This is a genomic window from Proteobacteria bacterium CG1_02_64_396 (genome assembly GCA_001872725.1).
In the GTDB taxonomy this organism is placed as follows: domain Bacteria; phylum Pseudomonadota; class MNWR01; order CG1-02-64-396; family CG1-02-64-396; genus CG1-02-64-396.
The window spans coordinates 1-21,289 of the sequence record MNWR01000051.1 but is presented as its reverse complement, the minus strand read 5'-3'; the positions used below and the strand labels follow the sequence as shown (position 1 = coordinate 21,289).

Here is a 21,289-nt window from a genome sequence, read left to right as displayed (position 1 = left end):
GGCCCTACGGGGAGAGCACCACCCACGAGATCGAGCCCAACCGGCATTACGTGATCTACGACTAAGAAGCGCTGATTAAAGGCCTTCTGCCATTAATCGGCGTTTCCCTAGGAGGCTGTCGGACTTGAGCGTCCGTAGCGAGCCGAGTGGGGAATCGAGGCCAAATTTTCACGGTTTTGAGGATCATAGTGGTGGCTATGTGACGAAAAACCGGGGGAATTTGGACCGATTATCCGCCGGCGCACGACTGCATGGATGCAGGAGGTAGAGCAATGCAGGAGCAATTGCCGAGTAGGACGATCTCAAGTCCGACAGACTCCTAGCCCCCCCACCGCCGCCCCCCAGTTGGGTGTTGCGATAAAAGAATACCCCTGTTGCCATAAAAAATTGGGCTCATGCGTTTTCCATGGGTTAGACCAGCATGATCCCCGTTATATGGCATCCGTGAATGGTTATGTGGCAACCCTGCCATCTAATTCAAAGTTAGAACTCTATGACTATCGACCAAACGTCCGCTGAAGAAATAGTGGCAGCCATAAACAAGGCAAGCTCTCTGTGTAATGAATCGCTCCGCATAGTCAAAGCAAACGAAAGCTTGGGCCATGTGCAGGTCTATGGGAGGCTTGTTGGAAATTTTATGGGGCACAGCTATACGAACATCCTGGCGCCAATTTGGAAGGCACTTCCAAGTATTGAGCCGCCTGAAATGAAAGAGCCCTATGTCGAACCAGAGCCGACGCTAAGTGCTGAATCGAGAGCCGCGCTTGGTGCATTTGTCACGGAAGCGCGTGCTGCTCTTAGCATCGTAAAGAATCTATTGCCAACCGAAGAAGCTGCAGAATTCCTAGAGTTTGGTGGACTGCCAGAGGTAGAACAAGCAGTGGCAAACATTGAAGAGTTTCCTGCCAAACCCAGATTTCGAGATGAGGACACTCCGTCGTGAGCCGCGTTCTAACCCGGCGCTCAACCTCGCTCCTTTCAGTCGCTGGACGCTGCGCGATAAAGCCGCGCAGCGCCGGTTAGCTCTACGTTACAGGAAAATCGGCACGGATTCAGGTTTACGTTAGCTCTCGAAAAAAGGAAGGAACTTATGGGATATCTGGCGGGAATCGTCTGGTGCATCGCGTTCGGCGGTTTAGGACTCTTTTTGCTGTCTGAAAGAACAAAACATCTAAACTACAAAAAGTTCACAGGCAAAGTTAAATACATTCGAACCTCCGGGATAAATGTTGCCGTCATTGACTCCGGCATACCCGATATTGGGGAGTTTGAATTCACATTTAACGACCTTGGAGATTACCGAGAGGGCCAAGATCTCGTATGCATGTGGAACGGTAAAGACCCTGCTACCGCCAAGGAGGACTTGAGAGAAAATCAGCGGTTAGGTATCTATTTCTGTTTTGGAATTGTTATTCTGATGTTGATCATCTTTCTTATGAACCTAATCTTTTAACTTAACCCTGAATTCGTGCCCATTTTTATGCAAGGTTTTAGATTCGCCGGTTGCCTGTGATTTGACCGCTCATGGTGGCCTTACTTTGCTGGGGCAGCACATCAAGCGACACGCCCTTGTGGATCAAATCATCGATCCGTTGTACCCGATCCAGGGCAACAAAGGTGGGTATCGACCGGCTCCATTGTGCGGTCGGTGAATGTACAACGGAATATATATACAGATGGTTTTATGCTTCAAAAATGACCTCGATATGTCGGCAGCGGCCCTGTTTGTTTGAATGGCTTTGCTGCTATGAATACCCCCACGCCCCATCAACCTCATCAACTTGTCGACCATCACATCCCCCAGACGAATCGGCGCCACGATCCTTGACCACTCCCTCCTATGCGCCGAGTCTTCGGCAGGGTTCAGGGTTTGTTCCCGCCAACAACCAATACCATTCGTATAAAGCACAAGGAGAATTCATGAACAACAAATGGGTGGGTTTCATTGTTATTGCACTTGCGTTGTCGGCATGTTCTGGGCAAAAGGGCAATCCAGAATTGGTGACCAAGGCAGAAAAGGCGGCCGCCGAAATGTGCGGTTGCCAAACCCAAGACTGCGCATGGAAGGTCGATACAGCCGAGCTTTCGGCCTTCACGAGCGGCGATTCGAACATGACCGAGGCAGAGGAGGCTCAATTTAATGTGGCCATGAACAAATTGAACGCATGCAACATGAAGCTTTTTCCAGCCCCGCAATAATGGGCGTCCTGTCCAAGCCGGACAAAACCAGCTTGGACAGGGCCTGATGTATCGGTGGTACACGGTTCCAATTTCGATTGCAGTTTTCAGCAAGGTTTCACCCAGTCCGCTGATGAAGTCTGGCTGCTTGATTTGTGCATACCTCGTTGTTTAGCACCCTTAACCCCACGCACAAAAAAACCCGGCAAACCTTTCGGTCTGCCGGGTTTTTTGGGGGGCGGTTTTCTGGCGTTTTCTACTTTTTGCCTTTCACGAAGACAAGGCGACCCGCTCACCAACGCGGGGTTTACTCCTCCACGGTTTACTCCTCCACAAACGTGCGCAATTTCGACGAACGGCTGGGGTGGCGCAGTTTGCGTAGCGATTTGGATTCGATCTGCCGGATCCGCTCGCGGGTGACCGAAAACTGTTTGCCGACCTCTTCCAGGGTGTGGTCGGTATTCATGTCGAGGCCGAAACGCATGCGCAGCACCTTTTCTTCCCGCTCGGTCAGGGAGCCCAGCACCTCGCGCACCGCCTCTGAAAGGCTGCTGTTCACCGCCGCGTCGAGGGGGTTGATCGCCATTTCGTCGGCGATCAGGTCGCCCAGGCTGGTGTCCTCCTCGTCGCCGATGGGGGTCTCCAGCGACACCGGCTCCTTGGCGATCTTGAGCACCTTGCGCACCCGGTCGACCGGCATCTCCATCTTTTCGGCAATCTCTTCGGGCAACGGCTCGCGCCCCAAATCCTGCACCAGCGCCCGCTGCACCCGCACCAGCTTGTTGATCGTCTCGATCATGTGCACCGGAATCCGAATGGTGCGGGCCTGATCGGCAATCGAGCGGGTGATCGCCTGGCGAATCCACCAGGTGGCGTAGGTCGAAAATTTGTAGCCGCGCCGGTATTCGAACTTGTCGACCGCCTTCATCAAGCCGATGTTGCCCTCTTGAATCAGGTCGAGGAATTGCAGGCCACGATTGATGTACTTCTTGGCAATCGAGATCACCAGACGCAGGTTGGCCTCGATCATCTCCCGCTTGGCCTGGTTGGTTTCGCGCTCGCCGCCGACCACCAGTTGCAGGGTCTTCTTCAGCTCGCCGACCGTCATCCCCGCCTCTTGCTCGACGCGGTGGATCTTGCGCTGATCGCGGCGGATTTCGTTCACATGGGGGTATAACGGCTCCAACCCCTTGAAGTTCTTAGCCTCAAGACGGGGGAAGAGGTGGACGTCGCCCTCGTTGCCTTGGAATTCTTTGATGAATTTCTGCCGGTTGACCCGGTTGTCGTCGACGATCTTGAGGATCGAACGCTCGGCACGGCGGATGCGGTCGACGTATTCCTTGGCCCGGTTGACCAAGTGGTCGATCTGCCGCTGCGACAGCCGCATGGTGGCAATCGCCTTACCGATGGCGCGGCGGTGTTTGTGCACCAGCTTCTCATCGGCGGTATCGAGATTGGCGATGAGTTGCTCGTAGCGCTCGATCAGCTTTTCGGCCTTCTCGAAGTGCTCCAACACCTCGACCCGCCGGGCCTCAAGATCGGGGGCCTGGTTGATCGGCAACGCCTCGCGGTCGAGCTCGTCGTCGTCGACACACTCGGCCATCGCCTCGTTGGTGTCCTCGAACTTGGTCGGATCGACCAGCTCGGCGACCTCGCGCAGGTTGATCTGGTTGTCGCGCAGCGCCCGGCCCAAGCTGAGAATCTCTTGATACGACAGAGGGGCTTCGCAGATCGCCTTGATCACCTTCTCGCGTCCCGCCTCAATCCGCTTGGCGATGGCGACCTCACCCTCGCGGGTGAGCAGCTCGATTCCCCCCATTTCACGCAGGTAGAGGCGAACCGGATCGTCGGTGCGGCCCAGATCTTGTTCTGAAATACCGGCGCCGATGGCACGCACGCTCTCTTGCATGCGGGCCCGCTCCTCAAGGGCGGCGCGCACCCGGGAGGGGTCCTCCTCCTGGTCGTCGTCGATCAGCTCGACTTCGAGCTCGTGCAGCACCTGCAACGCCCTCTCGATCCACTCCTCGGGGATCTTGCCCTCGGGGAAGAAGTTTTCGAGTTCGCTGAAGGTGACATACCCCTGCTCTTTAGCCAGTTCGATCAACCCCACAGGGTTGAATTCGCCCAACTCCTCGTCGCTCTCCTCCTCGAAGGTTCCTGCTGGCGTTTTGAGTTGTTGTTCCTGGTCCAGGGACTGGGTCATGTTGGCTCGTTCCTCCGTCAATCGCGGATGGTCTGTCCGGGATACAGACCGTTGCGACAAAGTCGTTGCAGTTCGGAAATGTCGTCCCACAGGTCCCGATTGGCTTTGGGATCCTGTTGGTACAACGCACTCAAATGCTGGATGTGCCGTTTCCACACCATCACGGCCACCCGGTTGGCCAGCTCCCTGGCCAAGACCGACACCTCCACCCCTTCGTTCATCATCGGCATGGGGGGCAGGGGGCGATCTTGGGATAAATGACCCAACCAGCGGGCCGGTTGCGGTTCAACCCCCTTTTCTTGCGCCTCCACCAGCTCCTCGAACGGCCCCGCCCAAGGGTTCTCGGGCAGCCCCAATTCGAAGACCCGCTCCAGATCGACCGCCCTCCAGGCCTCCTCCTCCATCACCAGCAGATGCAGAAGGCTACCGAAAACCTGATCGAACTGTTCGTCCTCGCTCAGCCGATAGCGCCGAACGTAACGCATTGAGGGGGCAGGTCGGGGTTTCATGCTCGGCGCCGGTTTGGCCTCGACCGCCGGAGCTTGACCCTCGCTCTGCCCACCCAACAAATGAATCGGCCAGTTCAGCCGTTTGGCCCAGGCCATCCGCCACGCCTGCCCCAAGATGGGGGAGGCCGACTGGTCGGCCAGACCCTTGAGTTTGGCCGCCGCCGCCGCCATCCCCTCGGCATCCTCACCATGTTCGGCGATCACCATCGTCCAGGCGAACGCCTCGGGGGGGATCGCCTCGTCGAGCCGGGTCCGAAACCTTTGCGCCCCCTCCTGACGCACCAAGGTGTCGGGATCCTCCCCTTCGGGCAAAAACAAAAAACGCAGCCGCCGCCCCTCTTTCAGGGTGGGCAAAGCCCGCTCCAGCCCCCGCCAGGCGGCCCGCCGTCCGGCATTGTCGCCATCGAAGCAAAGCACCACCGTATCGCAGGCCCGCCACAGCCGCTCGATCTGCTCCTGGGTCAGGGCGGTTCCAAGCGGAGCAACCGCCTCGCCGATCCCGGCCACCGCCAGGGCGATCCGGTCGAAGTACCCCTCGACCACGATGGCGCGCCGCTCTTTGCGGATGGCGGGCAGCGCCTCGTGCAGGCCGTAAAGCAGCTCCCCTTTGTGAAACAGGGGGCTCTCGGGACCGTTGAGGTACTTGGGCTCCCCGGCGCCGACGATCCGCCCCCCGAAGGAGACCAGCCGTCCCCGATCATCGGTGATCGGAATGATGATGCGGCTGCGAAAGCGGTCGTAGAGACGTCCGGCTTCGTTGCGCACCACCACCCCGGCAACCTCCCCCTTGGGGGCGTCACGGGGGCCGAGTTCCAGCACCAGCCGATCCCAGGCATCGGGGGCAAATCCCAGGCGGTATTCCTTACGCACCTCAGGCCCAATGCCCCGCTCATCTAGATACTGCCGGGCCGCCCTACCCTCCTCCCCCTCCAGGTTTTTGACGAACAGGCGGTGGCTGCGGGCCATCACCTCCCGCAAACCCTCGTAGGGATCGGGGCCATCCTCTTGGGGAGGGGAGATCCCGGCCCGCTCGCCGAGCTGGAGCACCGCCTCCCGAAACGAGAGCCCCTCCCGGTTCATCAAAAAACTGACCGCGTTGCCGCTGGCCCCACAGCCGAAGCAGTAGTAGACCCCCTTGTCGGGGTTCACGCTGAACGAGGGGCTCTTTTCGGTATGAAAAGGGCACAGCCCGGTCAAATTGCGCCCCTGCCGCTTGAGCTCGACCGATTGGCCGATCAGCGATTCCAAGTCGGAGCGGGCCAAAACCTGGTCAATGTAACTGTCGGGTAGGCGGGCCATAGGCCTTTCACGCTGCGGAACAAGGTCTCTGCAAGACAAAACGCCCTTTTCTGGGCGTGGACCGCTTGATGGGGACCGGCCACGGATGAAAGGGCGGGGTGGGCTCTTCGTTCGCGGCAGAGGTCCGCTCCCACAACAGCACCCCATCCGCATCAATCGTCTCTACAGCAGCTCAACCCAGGTCGCCCCACCCCCCGCCGTCAGGTGGAATTCTCCCGCCCGTGGTTCGCGGCGCAGCACCAGTTGGGTCATGGCTTGCAAGGCACCGGTCCCCTTGCCGTGGACCACCTCGACCTCGTGCATTCCGGCCACCAGCGCCTCGTCGAGCCCCCGCAGCAGTCGTTGTTCGGCCTCGTCGGCGCGCAGCCCCCGCAGGTCAATTTTGGTGAGCGGACCGCCCGATTCCTCACGACCCTGGACAGCTTGACGCTCCTTGCGCCCCCGTTTGCGCTCCCCACCCCCGGTTGGACGGTGGAGGGTGGCGCCTGCGGCGGTTGCCGGGGCCAGCGCCTCAGCGCCAACGGTGAGCTGCACCGCTCCCCCCTCAACCGTGATGCGCCCCCCTTCAACCGCCACCACCTTAACCGCCCTGCCCCCCAGAGCCGTCAGCCGGGCGGTATCGCCCACCTGCCACTGCCGGGGTGTCGCCGGTTGTTGGATTTGCTCCTCGGCCCAGCGCTGTTCGCGCAGCGCCTCGGTGACGATGTGGGGCCGGCCCTCGGCTTGCGCCTTGTGGATCAGATTGCGCAGCTCCTGCCGGGTTTGGGCAATCGCCTCTTCCCAACGCCCCTTGGCCGCTTGTTCTTCTTCGACCATCTTGCGTTTGAACTCGGCTTCGCGCCGAGCCTGTGCCTCTTGTTTTTGGCCCAGAGCCCGCTCTTGCGCTGCAATCTGCTCGCCCTGGGACTTCAGCTGCGCCTCCAGGGTGCGCCGCTTTTCTTGCCACAACTCATAATCGCTCAGGCTGCTTTCGTGCACCGCACGGGCCCGGGCCACCACCGCCTCGGGCAATCCCAAGCGGGCGGCGGTCTCGATGGCGTGGCTGGTTCCCGAAGCCCCCACTTCTAAGCGATACAACGGCCGGTTGGTGTCGGGATCAAACGCCATCCGCGCCCCCAACACCTCATGCCGATTGTCGGCGAAGGTTTTCAAAGGCGACAGGTGGGTCGTGGTCAGGGCGCGGCACCCTTTGGCCAGCAGCGCTTCAAGTACCGCCACCCCGAGGGCACCACCCTCCATCGGATCGGTCCCGCCCCCCAACTCGTCGAGCAGCACCAGACTGGAGGCATCGGCCTGTTCAAGAATCCGGCGCAGGCGCAAAAGCTGGGAGGAGAAGGTCGACAGGTGGCGCTCCACCCCCTGTTCGTCCCCCACCAACGCCAGAATGCGGCCAAACCGTGGCAAACGACTGCCCTCCCCCACCGGCACCGGCAGTCCCATCTGGGCCATCGCCACCAGCAGCCCGACCGTCTTCAAGGTGACCGTCTTACCCCCGGTGTTGGGGCCGGAGATCACCATCTGGGCCATCGCCTCGGGCAGGGCGATGTCGACCGGAATGACATCCCCCTCAAGTGCCAGCAAGGGGTGGCGTGCGCGCCGCAGATCAAACCCCTGGCCGTCGCTTCCACTGTGCCCACTCCACTGGGGAGCAATGGCGTTGATGCGATGGGCGAACTGGGCAATGGCCTGCAAGCGGTCGTACTCGATCAAACCTTGCCAGGTGCGCAGCAGGGTTTCGTGGGCGTTGCCCAACCGGTCGCCCCACTGGCGCAGGATGCGCTCCTCCTCCTGGAGGATCGCCTCTTTGGCCTGACGCAACCGATTATTGAGCTCAATGGCCTCAATCGGCTCGACAAACAGGGTCTGGCCGCTGGCGCTGTGGTCGTGGACCACCCCCGCCACCTGCGAGGCCCGGTCGCTGCGCACCGGCAGTACAAAACGCTCGCCGCGTAGGGTGACGAAGCCGTCTTGCAACTGCTCCTTGTATTGCCCCGACAGCCCCTCCATTCGACTGCGCAGCTCCTGGCGCAGGCTTTTAAGCGAACGTCGCAGCCGCCCCAATTCGCTGGAGGCGGTATCAAGCAGACCCGCCTCGGGATCTTCAGGATCGACCGTCAACCGCAAGCCGTCGCGCAACGCAGGGTGGGGATCGATCCCCTGGATCAACCCCGCCACCGGAGAGCGCTCCTCGGCGGCAAGGGCCTCCAGGCTCTGACGACAACGCCAGGCATCGCCCAGCATCCCGGCCACCAATTGCAAGGTTTCGATGCTGCTTTTCAACCCGGGACGGCGGTGGTGCTCCAGAACCGGATCGAGTCCGGCGATTTCGGGCCGCTCCAGGGTTTCGCCCCGACGCAGCAGCCCCTGCAAGGGGGCGACCCGGGCTTGGCGGTACTCAATCTCTTGGGGATCGTCGCTGGGGGTGAGGGATTGGACGGCGGCCCGCCCCTCGGGCAGTCCGCACTCGGAGGCCACCCGCTCCAGCAGCAGGGGAAGATCGAGGGGGCCCGCGTCGACGATCACGGCAGGGCCTCAGCCCCCGGTCGCCAGAGCGGCCTTCACCTTCTGGCTGACCACACCCATGTCGGCCTGACCGGCCAATTGCTTGGTCAGCAGACCCATAACCTTGCCCATCTGGGCAGGGGCGGTGGCGCCGCTGGCGGCAATCGCCTCGGCAACCGCGGCGTCGATGGCCGCTTCATCCAACTGAGGGGGGAGGTATTCGGTCAGGATGACAACTTCGCTTTCCTCGTTGTCGGCCAGATCGGGCCGACCGGCATCCCGGTATTGGTTGGCCGAATCGCGGCGCTGCTTCACCATCCGGGTCACCACCGCCACCTCCTCGGCATCAGAAAGATCGCTCATCTTGGCGATCTTCTCGTCCTTCAGAGCTGCGATCACCATACGCACCACCGACAACCGCTCTTTTTCGCGGCTCTTCATGGCGGCTTTCATGTCGTCTTGGAGTCGGGCTAGCAGGGTCATCGGGGGCCTCGCAGGGGGGATGGAGGTTCCGGCGCGGGGCCGAAATCGTGTCGCCGTTGAAATGGAAAACCCCTGACGGGCATAACCCGCCAGGGGCTTCGAGGATCGAGCCGGGGAGCAGTCCCGCCTACGCCTTAACGGCGAGGAGCGGGGGAGCCCATCCGGCGAATCCGCTTGAGCAGCCGCTTGCGGGCGGCAGCCTCTTTCTTCTTACGCTGAATGCTGGGCTTCTCGTAAACCTGCCGACGACGGATCTCGGAGAGAATGCCCGCTTTCTCGCAGGACTTCTTGAAGCGGCGCAGAGCACCTTCGAAGGATTCACCTTCGCGAACGCGAACACCTGGCAAAACAATCACCACCTTTCGAAATCCGCGCCGTGCGCGGGAATAACCCTGCACCCCATGGGGGACAAGGGGGCGGTATGGTATTCAAAACCCCATGGGAAGCAAGGTGGAAGGGTGGTTTTTCGGGTTTGAATTCAGATCGAAGGCGGCAACACACAAGATCGAAGGCTGCGACCACGTGGGGGACGAAACATCGCAAAAACAGCAAGGACGACTCGATGGGTTGGGATGGAGACGCGCCTGAATGTTCGGAGCGCCCCCATCCCCCTGCCTCTTTAACTCAAATGATCCAGTACCAGTTTGGCGAACGTGCCGGGCAGAATCGGCTTTTCGATAAAACCGTCGAACCCAAGTGCCAAAATCCGCTCCCGGTCCCCCTTCATCACCGAGGCGGTCAGGGCAACCACCGGCACTTCGTAGGAGCGCAGATCGTTCTTCAACAACTTGGTCGCCTCAACCCCGTCGATCCCCGGCATACGCAGGTCCATCAACACCAAGTCGGGCGGCGAGGCGAAGACCTTCGCCAGCGCCTCCTCCCCACTGCTGGCCGATTCGACCTGACAACCAGCCAACTCCAAAACGTCGGCCGCCAACTCGATGTTGATCGGGTTGTCGTCGACCACCAGGATTTTCCAGGGGCGGTCAGTAGGCATGGCGGGACTCCTCAACGATGTGTTGTTCGGGGGGGTGTAACGGCATGTGGAAGGTGAAGGTGGTCCCCTCACCCGGCTGACTGCTGACGACGATATCGCCCCCCAGCAAACGGACAATGCGGCGGGTTAGGGCGAGCCCCAATCCGGTTCCCGCCGATTGATTAGGGGCGCCGTCGACTTGGTAGAACTCGTCGAAGATCCGTTCTAGATGCTCCTGCTCAATCCCCACACCGGTATCGGAGACCATCACCTGCATGGCAGGCCTCCCCCCCACCGTTTGCAAACTGAGCAGGCAATCGATCCGCCCCTGATCGGGGGTGAACTTAACGGCGTTGCCGATCAGATTGACCAGAACCTGGTGGACCTTCCCTTTGTCGCTGGCCCACGATGTCTGCTCTGCAGCGGAGGAAACCTCGAAGTTCAAGGCAATCGATTTGGCCTGGGCCAGAGGCTCCATTTCAGAAGCGACCTGATGAAGCAGTGCTGTCGGATCGATGGTTTCGCTGCTGATCTGCATCATCCCCGCCTCGATCTTCGAAATATCGAGCAGATCGTTGATGATGCGCAAAAGCCGCAAACCGCTGACGTTGATGTGACTCAGGTAGCGCCGCTGCTTTTCGTTGAGCAGATCCCCCGCCGTGGTGATGAGCAGCTCCGAAAATCCGATGATCGCGTTCAGGGGGGTGCGCAGTTCGTGGCTGGTGCTGGCCAAGAAACGATCCTTGGCGTCGTTGGCCAACTGCAACGCCTCGTTGGCCCGCTGCAAATCGGCTTCGCGCAGAATCAGGCTTTGGTTGGCGTCGTCCAACGCCTGTGTGCGCTCCTGCACCCGGGCTTCAAGATCGGCGTTGAGCGCGGCGAGGCTCTCGACGTGGCGAGCATTGGCCAGCGCCATACCGCAGGCAAACGCAAAGACCCGGAGCATCTCTTCGTCGTCGGACGAAAAATCGCCTCCACCCTCTTTTTCAGTCAGGTAGATGACCCCGAGAATCTGATCGCCGAAGAAGATCGGGCTGCCCAGGAACGAACCCATGGCCGGGTGCCCCTCTGGGAAACCAACACTCAAGGGGTGGGCCTGCAAGCGGGGCAACCGAACGATCCGTTTCTCGTTCCACAACAAACCGAGAAGCCCCTTGCCCTCGGGCCAATGGCCGATCTTGTCGACCTCTTCATCACTGAGCCCCACCGGCAGAAATACCCGTTTGTCCCCCTCTAGGTAGGCGAGCATGGCGTACTGGGCCCCAGTCATCGATTGGGCCAGCGCGGCAATGCGGTAGAGCAGGGTTTTGCCGGTCATCTCTTGGTTGAGCGACAGGATCGCCTCGGTTAATCCCTCTTGCCGTTCGCGCAGGGTTTGCTCGTGGGCCAGCAACCCGTGCAAATGGCCGATCAAATCGTTGAAGGCGGTGGCGACCTCGCCGAACTCATCGAGCCGCTCTCCCGTGGCCCGGGCCCCCAGGTCGCCGGTCTGCACCCGACGGGCGGTGCGGGCCAGGTCCTCTAGGGGGACCAAAACCAACACCCGGAGCAACAACCAGGCAATTCCCCAAGCTGCCAATACGATGGCGCCGCTGATCCAGGCGAAGTGGGCCTCGGTCCGGGCCGACATCGCCTGGGAGCGCGCGGTGGAGATGGTTAAAACCAGGACGCCCCGCTGAGGATCGTTGTCGTAACCGTGGCAGACCATACACCCGGTCTGGGTCTTGATCGGCATCAGGTAGGTCAGGCGGTCGTTTTTGAGGATGCGCACCCGCTCCTGCTGCCCGGAGTGGACCTCATAGAACGGCTCCTCAAGTTCGTCGGGGATGGTGCCGGGAACCTCGGTATAACTGGGCTGGGAGAATTGCTCCCCCCCCAAGAATTCGTTCACCCGCTCGATGGTCTTGCCATCTTTGAAGGCCTCCTGGCCATTGGTGCGGTAGATGTGGACCGACTCGACCCCCTCGACCTCGGCCATATCGGCCATCCAGGTGCGGGCCATGTCGCCGTGCCCGGCCAGCATGATGCTGCGCAGGCTCGAAACCATCGCCTGGGCGCTCAGATCGGCACGGGCGGTCTCCAGCTCGTAGGCGTTTTCCCGATCCTGCAACGACAGCCACAGCCACCCACCCGCCAAGAGTAGAGCGAGCAGAATCGCCATCGACCAGGCCAAGCGAGCTCCAACCCTGCCAAAAAGGGGCTGCGCGGGCGACTTCATGAACGCTCCTGGAGGATTTGGACTGGGAAGAGGGGGGTGGCGCGGAACATTACCAGAAGATTGCCAGATATTAATTATGGGTACGAGATTACCGGTTTACCGAGTAACCGTCACCAAACGGTCAAGCTCGGGCAGCACCGCCCCGGCGGTACCGCGCAGGGTGAGGTCGCACAGGGGTGAAAGCGGGGTCGGTTCGGGGTTGATTTCGATGACAAACGCCCCCGATTGCTTAGCGATGCGTGGGAAGTCGGCCACAGGGTAGACCACCCCCGAGGTGCCGATCACCACCACCGTGTCGGCCCTATGCAAAGCAGCCTCGGCCCGAACCAGCGCCTGTGCCGGCAGAGGCTCTCCGAACCAGACGATGTCGGGGCGCAGCCAGGCGCCGCAGTGACAACGGGGGGGGATGGTTTCCAACGCGGTGACGCCGGTCTGATCGACAATATGCCCCGCTTGCAGGCAGCGGGCCCGCCAGATGTTGCCGTGCATTTCTAGGGAAGTGCTGATTAAAGGCTCCTGCCTTTAATCAGCACGCTACGCAAAAAGCGTCGTTTTCGCTTCGCTTTCAAAATCAGTCACTTACGTTCCTGATTTTGGCGACCCATCCCTGGGTCGCTCGGAAGCGCTAATAAATCAGCGCCTCCCTAGGGGATCACGGCTCCCAGCCCGTTGGTGCAGTCCATCGACGTTCTGGGTCGCCAGAGTGAAATCGGGGAATCTCCCCTCCCAGGCGGCGACCACTTCGTGGCCCCGGTTGGGGGTTGCTTGGGCGACGATGCCGCGTCGCCACAGGTACCATTGCCAGACCCGCTTGGGGTTTTCGGCAAAGGCGGCGGGGGTGGCGAGCTGCTCCGGACGAAACCCTTGCCACAGCCCCCCGACGCCGCGAAAGGTTGGAACGCCGCTCTCGGCCGAGACCCCCGCCCCGGTGATGACCACCAGTGCTTGGGATTCGCGCAGCCGCCGAGCCGACGCCGCCAAATCCTCAATCGCCCCCGCCACCGTCGCCCCCACCATCGTGGCCGCCGTTATGGCTGTCATGGTGGGCGCCGGGGTGACCATCGTGATGCCGCCCCCCACCGATCTCGACCGCCCCGCTCTCCCCTCCCGAAGCCGAATCGCTGCGGTTGTCATCCCCGAACTTGGCCAGCCAAGCCCGAATCTGCTTTTCACTTTTGGCCCCCACCTGCACATCGGCAACCCGGCCATGGCGCAGCACCACAAAGGTGGGGGTTCCCATAACGCCGAGTTCACGCATCAACGCAGGCTCCTCCATGGCATTGATGACGTGGACCCGCCAATCTTGCTCCGCCCAATGGGTCACCCAGGGGGTGATCGAACGGCAAATGCCGCAGGTAGGTGAGGTGATGTAGAGCAGAATGGGATGGTCCTGGGAACCGGCGATCCAGTCGGGCTTGATATGGCGCAGCTCGCTGCCCACCGATCGCCGCGCACGGCGTCGGGTCAGCAACGGCAGAAAGAGAATGAGGACCAGAATGGAAATACCGAGGAGGGTGATTGGATCGGCAGGCATGGGAGCCTCTGGGGGGATGTCGGTTATGAAGGGGGCATGAAGGTCGGTGCTGCCCGAAGATGGAAGCCTGTTCGCATCAAAAATACCACCCGCGTGGAAATGCTGCTTCGCCGTTGAGCGACGGTTCTTCGGCAAAAGGACTCAATTCATCGCCGTCCTTCGCCAGGCCAGGACGAGGAAACCCGGCGCTTTGACAAAAACAAATAATCGCGCCGAGGACGACGCTCCAACAAAAACAAACCATCGCACCGAGGGCGACGCTCCAACAAAAACAAACCATCGCACCGAGGGCGACGCTCCAACAAAAACAAACCATCGCGCCGAGGGCGACGCTCCAACGAAAACAAACCATCGCGCCGAGGACGACGCTCCAACAAAAATAAACCATCGCGCCGAGGGCGACGCTCCAACAATTTTCTGAATATCCCCCTCCAGGGGGAGGACAGGTGGGCGTCCAGCGGTGGCTCTTGGGTGGAGGTCACCCTTCCCCTTCGAGGCTCATCCGGCCTTTGGTGGGGCCCCTTTGCGCTGCTGCACCCTCCCCCCCCGATGCCCTTGTTTTTTCTCTTGGGTTGGCGCAGCCGGGGCGTCAACCTCGACCGCCCCCTTGCGTTTGACCCCCCGCCGCGGCCCCTTCTCGTCGAAGATCGGCATGAAATCGATCCTGCCCCGCGCCGTGTCGACCGAAGTCACCTTGACCTTCACCGCCGTCCCCAGCTTGAAGACCCGCTTGTGCCGCTCCCCCACCCATTGCTGCTTGCGTTCGTCAAAGTGGTAGAAGTCGTCGCGGAAGGCCCGCACGTGCAAAAGCCCCTCAACATAGAGCTCGTCCAAAGTGACAAAAAGGCCGAAACCGGTCACCCCCCCCACCGTGCCCGAGAACTCATCCCCGACCTTATCGGCCATGAACAGCGCCTTGAGCCGGTCGAAAACCTGACGCTCGGCCTCCATCGCGGTCCGCTCGGTGGTCGAGGTTTGGATGCCGATCCGCTCTAGATCCTGCACGTCGTGGCCACCCGGCAATTTGAGCTGATGGCGAATCAAACGGTGGACGATCAAATCGGCGTAGCGGCGAATGGGGGAGGTGAAATGGGTGTAGTGGGCGTAGGCCAGACCGAAGTGGCCCAGTTCTTCGGGGGAATAGCGGGCCTGCGACATCGACCGCAAAATCGAGACATGCAAAAACGGTCCCTCGGGGCGGCTGCTCAGGTTGGTGATCGCCGCCGCCCAAGCTCTGGGGTCGTCGCTGCGCTCCGGGTCGATGGCAGCGCCGAAGGGGGCGAGGAAGTGATTGAGCGCCTCGACTTTTTCGGGTTTGGGGGGCTCGTGCACCCGGTAGATCCCCTTGCCCCCCTTGAGCAGCCGCCGGGCGATGGCGACATTGGCGGCCAGCATGCACTCCTCGATGATCCGGTTCGAGGTCCAGGAGGGGCGCTTGATGACCGATTCGATGCGGCCGTTGTCGCCGAGCAAAAACATCGGTTCGGGCAGGTCCAGGTCGATGGCGCCCCGTTGATCCCGGGCGGCGCGCAGCGCTTTGTAGAGATCGAGCAGATGCCCCAGCTCGGGGTGGATCGCCTCCGGGGCGTTTTCACCCTCGGCCTCACCCATCCACACCGCCACCTTGCGGTAGGTCAGGCGATGACGCGAACGCATCACCCCGGCCACCACCTCGTCGTCATGGAGCATGCCGTCGCGGGTGACGTGGATGCGCGCCGCCATACACAGCCGCTCCACGTCGGGTTTGAGGGAGCAGATCCCGTTCGACAGGCTTTCGGGCAGCATGGGGAGCACCCGATGGGGGAAGTAGACCGAGTTGCCCCGTTTGAAGGCCTCTCGATCAAGCGCCGAGCCGGGGGCGACGTAGGCCGAGACGTCGGCGATGGCAACCCACAAATCCCAGCCGTCGTCGCGGGGCAGGGCGCAGACCGCGTCGTCGAAGTCGCGGGCATCCTCACCGTCGATGGTGACCAGCGGCAGATCGGTCAGATCGACCCTTCCGTCGAACTCCTTCTTTTTGACCCGGACCGGGATTTTTTCGGCCTCGGCCAGCACATCGGCGGGGAAGGCGTCGGGCAGCCCCCGGTCGCGAATGACGATCTCGGTTTCGATGCCGGGGGTCATCTCGCGACCGAGCACCTCGGCGACGATTCCAACCGGATGCGAACGGGAGGCCTTGCGGTCGAGTTCGACCACCACGATCTGTCCCTCCTCGGCAACCTTGCCGGTGCCGGGAGGGATGACGATTTCGCGGGGGATGCGGGGATCGACCGGGGTCACCACCCCCAACCCGCCGGGGAGCTGCTCGTACATCCCGACCACCTGCATGCGGCGCGCCTCGACCACCCGGACGATCCGCCCGGTCAGACGGCCCCGGTCGGGCTCGGGGCGGCATGCGACCCGGTCGCCGTCCCAGACCTCTTTGAGGGTCTGCGGAGGAAGAAAAAGATCGGGGCCGCCGTCCTCGCGTAACAAAAAGCCGAATCCGTCGGGGTGGACCGAAACGGTACCGGTCACCAGCCCCAGCTGGGGCGGTAGGGCGAAGCAGTCGTCGTGGGTGGCGACGATGCGCCCCAGCTCGACCTCACTGGCCAGCAGCGCTTTGAGCCGCGCCCGAGCCCGCTTGTCGCCCCGCTCGACCTGCAACCGGGTAGCGATTTCTTTGTAACTCAAGGGGTGATCGGCCCCTTTGAAGGCATCGCGCAGCGCCGGATCAAGCCCCCCCACCGCCGAACGCCCACCCACTTTGCCCTGCCCCGGCCTGGCGCTGCGCTTGCCCCGATGCCCCGGTTTGGCCTCACCCGGCTTGGCGTGATGAGCGGGGGCCTCGTCCTTCGATTTGCGGCGGTGACGTGGAGGCATGGCGGGATTCCTTTTGAGGCAATGGAGGTACGAATGGGGCAGAGGATCAAACCCCTGGTCGGCAAACTCAAGGGGAACGGGGTGGATGGGTGGATTTTTTGGGGGGGGAAAGCGGGGTGTTGTAGGCCAGACCTCGCTGCGCTCTTCCGACCCACAACGTCCATTGTCTCAAACCCGACACCCACGCATCGAAATAAATCATTCAAAACCAAAGTCTTAACGTATGGCACCCCCCTTGCTGCCCCACCCCATCTACTTACCGGAGGGCAGCATTGATGAAACCGATCCTCGACTGGTCGTCCTACCGCGAATCGGGACAGGGCGACCCCTACGCCGACATTCCCAAAACCGGGGGCGACTTTGCTCGGGCGGTGGCGGTGTGCATCCACAGCCGCCAGTGCGAGCAAAAGGGGCCAGGGGTGATGTGCCCCAGCTTTCGGGTGACCGCCGATCCGGCCCTCTCAACCGGGGGGCGCGTGCGCCTGCTTAAGGCGGCGCTCAATGGGGAACTGGGCTTGCTCCCCTTCGAGGATCCAGATCTCGCCCGCGCCATGGATCTTTGCGTCGCTTGCAAGGGATGCAAGCGCGAGTGCGAAAACAGCGTCGACATGGCCCAGATCAAGACCGAATACCTAGCCCAGAGGCAACGTAGCGAAGGGGTCTCGGTCCGCACGCGGCTCTTTTCTTCCCTACCGCAACTGCTCGGTCGTTACCCCCTGCTTAGGTCCCTGATCGCCCAGCGCAACCGCGCCCCCTGGTTGGCCAAACTGGGGCAGGTGGTGCTTGGCATCGCCGCCAATCGCCCATTGCCACAGCCGGTGGCCGAGCCCTATCGCCCCGCCAAGGTTGCCCCCGCGAGCGACGCCCCCGCCGTCGCCCTGTGGATCGATACCTTCACCGCCCACTTTGCCCCCGAAATCGCCGCCGCCGCCCACAAACTGCTGACCGCCGGAGGGTATCGGGTGATTCCGGTGGGGGCCTTTGCATCCAAGGATCATCAACCGCTGTGTTGCGGGCGGACCCACTTGGCCCACGGGCGGATCGACCGCGCCACCGCGCAGGCCAAACGCACCATTGCTGCCCTGCTGCCGCTGGCCGAACAGGGGATGCCAATCTTGGGATTGGAGCCCGCCTGCCTGCTCGCCATCCGCGACGACTACCGGGCGCTGGGGTTGGGCGCCGATGGGGAGGCAGTGTCGGACCGGGCTATTTTGCTGGAGGAGTTTCTGGCGCGTGAGCAGGCCGCTGGGCGCTTCAAACCCACCTTTGCCGATCAAAGAGGGGCGGCGCCGGTGTTGGTCCACGGCCATTGCCATCAAAAGGCGGTGGGGGCGATGAAGGCGATGCGGCGGGTGCTGCGCATGGTGCCGGGGCTGAGGTTCGAGCTGATCGAGGCCTCCTGCTGCGGCATGGCGGGGAGCTTCGGGCTGGAGGAGGAGCACGCGGCGATCTCGATGCAGATGGCCGAAGCGGCGCTACTCCCCACCCTACGCGCCGCCCCCGAGGCCGAGGTGGTCGCCAACGGTTTTTCGTGCCGGGAGCAAATCTTGGTGGGGGATGGCCGCCGCGCCCGCCATGTGGTCGAGGTGTTGGCCGCGGCGTTGGTTGACGAGGTGAGCGTATGAACCTGGAACGCAAACGGGCGATTATTTTGCAGGCCCGCGCCGCCGCCCGGCGCAAATTCGCCAGCCCCGCCGACAACCCCTACCCCGAAGGGAGCGAAGAGCACTCGGTGTGGCTGCTTTTTTTCACCATGACGATTGGGGATGAACAACGGGCCGAATTGATTTCGGGGGAGTACGAGGCCTCAGCGTATTGAAGGATTTGCCCGGCGATTTTGGGGGGATGCGCGTGAAGACGGTTCTTCCGCTGTGTCGTAGGGTCGAAGTGCGAAGCGACGTCCACCAGACCGCAGGTTCATCGCACCACGCTTCGACAAACTCAGGGTGAGCGGGACTTTGTTTTGGGTTCCACACCGCGAACCACCACGCACCCCGAGCCTCCCAATCACCCTGAACCGTCGAAGGACGAGCCGATAATCCCCCCGCCCCCATCCAAATTCCAAATCCCGGTTTGAGTCCGCATTCATCTGCGTCGTCTGCCGATGGATGTTTCCAAAACGACCCCCTGCTGCGGGACGTTGCTTCGCTCTTCCGGTAACCTCCCCCGCCCACGAAACACATCCCCTCCCCCGCTTAGTTTTACCCCCCACCCCGTTCTCATTTGCCTCTCCCCCACGAAGCGACAGGAGCCCCCATGACCATCCGCTACACCACCGATCCAACCGAAGTCGCCTGGCCTGAGCTGGCCACCCTGTTCGCCCGCGCCCCGTTGGGCCCACCCCGTGCCCCCGAACTGTTCGAGCGGGCCTTCGACAACAGCGCCCTGAAGATCTTTGCCTTCGACAACGACACCCTGGTGGGCGCTGGCCGAGCCCTTTGCGATGGGGTGTGGCGGGCAGTGCTTTATGACGTGGCCGTCCTGCCGGAATACCAGGGTCGGGGCATCGGCAGCGCCATCGTCCGCGATCTGATCGATCGCGCCGAGGTCCCCATGGTCATGCTCTACGCCGCTCCGGGCAAAGAGCCGTTCTACGAGCCCTTTGGATTCCGCAAGATGAAAACCGCCATGGCGATCATGAAGGAGCCCGCGCAGCGGCAACGGGAGGGATATCTCGAATGAGCGCCGGATCACCCACCGCCCCATCGAGGGACCGATCAGCGATTGCAAAGCGACATGCCTTGTCAGCATTCAGGGGCTCTGACATAACGGTCATCTCAAATGCGACCACATTGGGCGCTTCACTTGGTGGGAGGATGCCATGCTCAACTGGCTGGCGGTTGGATTGGTGCTGATGGGCACCGTCATCTTAGGAAGGGCATTAAAGCCGGTGTGGAACCTGATTGATCAGGTCCCTCAGGGGACTCTACGGCATCGTTGGCGCTTCATGAGCATCCTGATCGCCCTGTTCATTGTCGGATACCTCGTCTACGGCGTTGTGGTGTTCCGGTTTGAACACATCACGTGGCACGACTTGGTGGTTCCGGTGGTGTTTTTCTTCGGCACCACCTTCGTTTGGTTGAGCACCTCTAACGCCCAACAGACGGTGACAGACATTCGCCGCGTCGCACTGTTGGAGCAGCAAACCATCACCGACCCGCTGATCGGCATCTACAACCGACGCTACCTTGATCGCCGGATGGAGGAGGAGTTTTCCCGATCCAGGCGGTACGGAACGCCGCTGGCGGTGCTGATGCTGGACATCGACCACTTCAAAAGCATCAACGACACCTATGGTCATCAAGCTGGGGATTTGGTGCTGATCCACCTGGGCAAGCTGCTGCTCTCCTCCATCCGCAAAGCAGACATTGTGGCCCGCTATGGCGGGGAAGAACTGGTCATCATTACCCCCAATTCATCGCTGGGCGGCGCGGTCGAGTTGGCCGAGCGGATCCGCCGCTACATTGAAAACCACCCCCTGACCGTCGTGGGCGCGCTTCAACAAGAGATCAAAGCCACGGTCAGCATCGGGATCGCCGCCATCACCCCCTCGTGCGAGGACGGCGTCGAGCTGCTCTGCAAGGCCGATGAGGCGCTCTATCGGGCCAAGCAGAGGGGACGCAACCGCGTCGCCTCTTGAGCCCCTACCGTTCAGCCAACAACGCCAGCATCTCGTCGAAACCCGGCATCGTTTCGAATCGTTTTTCCCCCGCCGGAATCGGATCCCATGCCGCCTTGGAACCGACATAGAGATGGATGGCGATCTCTAGGAGTCTGCCGGACTTGAGATCGTCCTACTGCGCCGGCGGGTAATCGGTCCAAATTTCCCCGGTTTTTCGTCACATAGACACCACTATGACCCTCAAAACCGTGAAAATTTGGCCTCGATTCCCCACTCGGCTCGCTACGGACGCTCAAGCCCGACAGACTCCTAGCGGCTCGTCGCCGTCGAGCAGACCGGAGGGAACCCAAACATAGGGGGTGTCGCGCAGCGGATTGGGAACGGGGCAGCCGCAGGTGCGGCAGAAGTCGGAGCGAAAACCGGTCGCTTTGACCCAAGAGCCGATGGACTCCAGCCCTTGAATCCAGCGAAATCGCTCCGCCGCAACGATGGTGGCGGTGTTTGACACCGATCCCCCCTGTTTGCGGCACAGGGAACAATGGCATTGATAGAGTTTGGGGCGGGTCAACAGCTCGAATTGCACCGCGCCGCAGAGGCATTGGCCGAGCATAGAAACTCCTGAAGTGGACCCCAAAAACTGGACAGTAGGTTTTGTTAAGACCGAGGGGGCATGATTGGCGAGAGCGAGGAGCCAAGCGATGCCCGGAAAACACAAACGACACAGTGCGCAGTTCAAGGCGAAGGTGGCGCTGGAGGCCCTGAAGGGGGTCAAAACCACAAGCGAGTTGGCCAGTGAACACCAAATCCACCCGGCGCAGATCAGCCAGTGGAAGAAGGTGGCCATGGAGGGGCTGTCGACCCTTTTTGAGCGTCCAGGCAGCAAGCCGTCCGTCACCGTCGAAG

17 protein-coding genes and 1 pseudogene are annotated in these 21,289 nt (G+C 61.6%); 7 read left to right on the top strand and 11 right to left on the bottom strand.

Going from position 1 to position 21,289, the window contains the following annotated elements; all coding sequences use genetic code 11:
* The first annotated feature begins 1,090 nt into the window (after window positions 1-1,090).
* On the top strand, window positions 1,091-1,453 hold the full coding sequence (locus AUJ55_06145; GenBank protein ID OIO57775.1) for a hypothetical protein: 363 nt from the start codon (window positions 1,091-1,093) through the stop codon (window positions 1,451-1,453).
* A gap of 467 nt (window positions 1,454-1,920) precedes the next feature.
* Window positions 1,921-2,199 carry a hypothetical protein gene (locus AUJ55_06140; protein OIO57774.1) on the top strand — a complete coding sequence of 93 codons (279 nt, stop codon included), beginning with the start codon at window positions 1,921-1,923 and terminating at the stop codon, window positions 2,197-2,199.
* A gap of 301 nt (window positions 2,200-2,500) precedes the next feature.
* Here the strand turns inward: AUJ55_06140 and AUJ55_06135 are convergent, their stop codons facing one another.
* The 10 genes from AUJ55_06135 to AUJ55_06090 all read right to left on the bottom strand — a co-directional run bounded on the left by AUJ55_06135 (window position 2,501) and on the right by AUJ55_06090 (window position 16,764).
* The gene (locus tag AUJ55_06135) at window positions 2,501-4,381 is read right to left on the bottom strand and encodes an RNA polymerase sigma factor RpoD (protein ID OIO57773.1); all 1,881 of its coding nucleotides are present in this window, start codon (window positions 4,379-4,381) and stop codon (window positions 2,501-2,503) included.
* Between the two features lie 17 nt (window positions 4,382-4,398).
* Complete coding sequence (locus tag AUJ55_06130) at window positions 4,399-6,189, bottom strand: DNA primase (protein ID OIO57772.1); 1,791 nt, start codon at window positions 6,187-6,189, stop codon at window positions 4,399-4,401.
* Window positions 6,190-6,351: 162 nt separating this feature from the next.
* Window positions 6,352-8,712, bottom strand: coding sequence for a hypothetical protein (locus tag AUJ55_06125; GenBank protein OIO57771.1), 2,361 nt, complete (start codon window positions 8,710-8,712; stop codon window positions 6,352-6,354).
* Window positions 8,713-8,721: 9 nt separating this feature from the next.
* Window positions 8,722-9,174 (bottom strand): glutamyl-tRNA amidotransferase, encoded by a 453-nt coding sequence (locus AUJ55_06120; GenBank protein OIO57770.1) that lies wholly within the window; start codon window positions 9,172-9,174, stop codon window positions 8,722-8,724.
* Window positions 9,175-9,793: 619 nt separating this feature from the next.
* Window positions 9,794-10,171 carry a hypothetical protein gene (locus AUJ55_06115; GenBank protein ID OIO57769.1) on the bottom strand — a complete coding sequence of 126 codons (378 nt, stop codon included), beginning with the start codon at window positions 10,169-10,171 and terminating at the stop codon, window positions 9,794-9,796.
* A complete protein-coding gene (locus AUJ55_06110; protein ID OIO57768.1) occupies window positions 10,161-12,368 on the bottom strand; it encodes a hypothetical protein in 2,208 nt (735 codons plus the stop codon). Before AUJ55_06110 ends, AUJ55_06115 begins: the two co-directional genes overlap by 11 nt.
* Window positions 12,369-12,464: 96 nt before the next feature.
* On the bottom strand, window positions 12,465-12,857 hold the full coding sequence (locus AUJ55_06105; GenBank protein OIO57767.1) for a hypothetical protein: 393 nt from the start codon (window positions 12,855-12,857) through the stop codon (window positions 12,465-12,467).
* Between the two features lie 144 nt (window positions 12,858-13,001).
* A complete protein-coding gene (locus AUJ55_06100) occupies window positions 13,002-13,370 on the bottom strand; it encodes a hypothetical protein (GenBank protein OIO57766.1) in 369 nt (122 codons plus the stop codon).
* Window positions 13,354-13,902: a hypothetical protein gene (locus tag AUJ55_06095; protein OIO57765.1), complete on the bottom strand. Its 549-nt coding sequence runs from the start codon at window positions 13,900-13,902 to the stop codon at window positions 13,354-13,356. The genes AUJ55_06100 and AUJ55_06095 overlap by 17 nt, the downstream gene beginning before the upstream one ends.
* A 498-nt stretch (window positions 13,903-14,400) precedes the next feature.
* Window positions 14,401-16,764, bottom strand: a complete 2,364-nt coding sequence (locus tag AUJ55_06090; GenBank protein OIO57764.1) for a ribonuclease R — start codon at window positions 16,762-16,764, stop codon at window positions 14,401-14,403.
* Between the two features lie 275 nt (window positions 16,765-17,039).
* Between AUJ55_06090 and AUJ55_06085 the strand changes: the two genes are divergently transcribed.
* The 4 genes from AUJ55_06085 (at window position 17,040) to AUJ55_06070 (ending at window position 20,404) form a co-directional block, all read left to right on the top strand.
* The gene (locus tag AUJ55_06085; protein ID OIO57763.1) at window positions 17,040-18,389 is read left to right on the top strand and encodes a ferredoxin; all 1,350 of its coding nucleotides are present in this window, start codon (window positions 17,040-17,042) and stop codon (window positions 18,387-18,389) included.
* Window positions 18,386-18,583, top strand: coding sequence for a hypothetical protein (locus AUJ55_06080; GenBank protein ID OIO57762.1), 198 nt, complete (start codon window positions 18,386-18,388; stop codon window positions 18,581-18,583). The genes AUJ55_06085 and AUJ55_06080 overlap by 4 nt, the downstream gene beginning before the upstream one ends.
* Window positions 18,584-19,020: 437 nt before the next feature.
* Window positions 19,021-19,446 (top strand): hypothetical protein, encoded by a 426-nt coding sequence (locus tag AUJ55_06075; protein OIO57761.1) that lies wholly within the window; start codon window positions 19,021-19,023, stop codon window positions 19,444-19,446.
* 139 nt (window positions 19,447-19,585) lie between these two features.
* Window positions 19,586-20,404 carry a hypothetical protein gene (locus AUJ55_06070; GenBank protein ID OIO57760.1) on the top strand — a complete coding sequence of 273 codons (819 nt, stop codon included), beginning with the start codon at window positions 19,586-19,588 and terminating at the stop codon, window positions 20,402-20,404.
* A gap of 274 nt (window positions 20,405-20,678) precedes the next feature.
* Here AUJ55_06070 and AUJ55_06065 read toward each other — a convergent pair whose 3' ends face one another.
* Entirely contained in the window at window positions 20,679-20,996 is a 318-nt protein-coding gene (locus AUJ55_06065; GenBank protein OIO57759.1) for a hypothetical protein, read from the bottom strand.
* A gap of 88 nt (window positions 20,997-21,084) precedes the next feature.
* Here AUJ55_06065 and AUJ55_06060 point away from each other — a divergent pair.
* Window positions 21,085-21,289 (top strand): annotated as a pseudogene (locus tag AUJ55_06060) (hypothetical protein).

Coding starts and splice junctions, on each gene's coding strand:
- AUJ55_06110 (OIO57768.1), bottom strand. CDS start 12,368: ATGAAGTCGCCCGCGCAGCCCCTTTTTGGCAGGGTTGGAGCTCGCTTG.
- AUJ55_06095 (OIO57765.1), bottom strand. CDS start 13,902: ATGCCTGCCGATCCAATCACCCTCCTCGGTATTTCCATTCTGGTCCTC.
- AUJ55_06105 (OIO57767.1), bottom strand. CDS start 12,857: ATGCACGGCAACATCTGGCGGGCCCGCTGCCTGCAAGCGGGGCATATT.
- AUJ55_06075 (OIO57761.1), top strand. CDS start 19,021: ATGACCATCCGCTACACCACCGATCCAACCGAAGTCGCCTGGCCTGAG.
- AUJ55_06115 (OIO57769.1), bottom strand. CDS start 10,171: ATGCCTACTGACCGCCCCTGGAAAATCCTGGTGGTCGACGACAACCCG.
- AUJ55_06070 (OIO57760.1), top strand. CDS start 19,586: ATGCTCAACTGGCTGGCGGTTGGATTGGTGCTGATGGGCACCGTCATC.
- AUJ55_06065 (OIO57759.1), bottom strand. CDS start 20,996: ATGCTCGGCCAATGCCTCTGCGGCGCGGTGCAATTCGAGCTGTTGACC.
- AUJ55_06130 (OIO57772.1), bottom strand. CDS start 6,189: ATGGCCCGCCTACCCGACAGTTACATTGACCAGGTTTTGGCCCGCTCC.
- AUJ55_06135 (OIO57773.1), bottom strand. CDS start 4,381: ATGACCCAGTCCCTGGACCAGGAACAACAACTCAAAACGCCAGCAGGA.
- AUJ55_06090 (OIO57764.1), bottom strand. CDS start 16,764: ATGCCTCCACGTCACCGCCGCAAATCGAAGGACGAGGCCCCCGCTCAT.
- AUJ55_06140 (OIO57774.1), top strand. CDS start 1,921: ATGAACAACAAATGGGTGGGTTTCATTGTTATTGCACTTGCGTTGTCG.
- AUJ55_06085 (OIO57763.1), top strand. CDS start 17,040: ATGAAACCGATCCTCGACTGGTCGTCCTACCGCGAATCGGGACAGGGC.
- AUJ55_06080 (OIO57762.1), top strand. CDS start 18,386: ATGAACCTGGAACGCAAACGGGCGATTATTTTGCAGGCCCGCGCCGCC.
- AUJ55_06120 (OIO57770.1), bottom strand. CDS start 9,174: ATGACCCTGCTAGCCCGACTCCAAGACGACATGAAAGCCGCCATGAAG.
- AUJ55_06145 (OIO57775.1), top strand. CDS start 1,091: ATGGGATATCTGGCGGGAATCGTCTGGTGCATCGCGTTCGGCGGTTTA.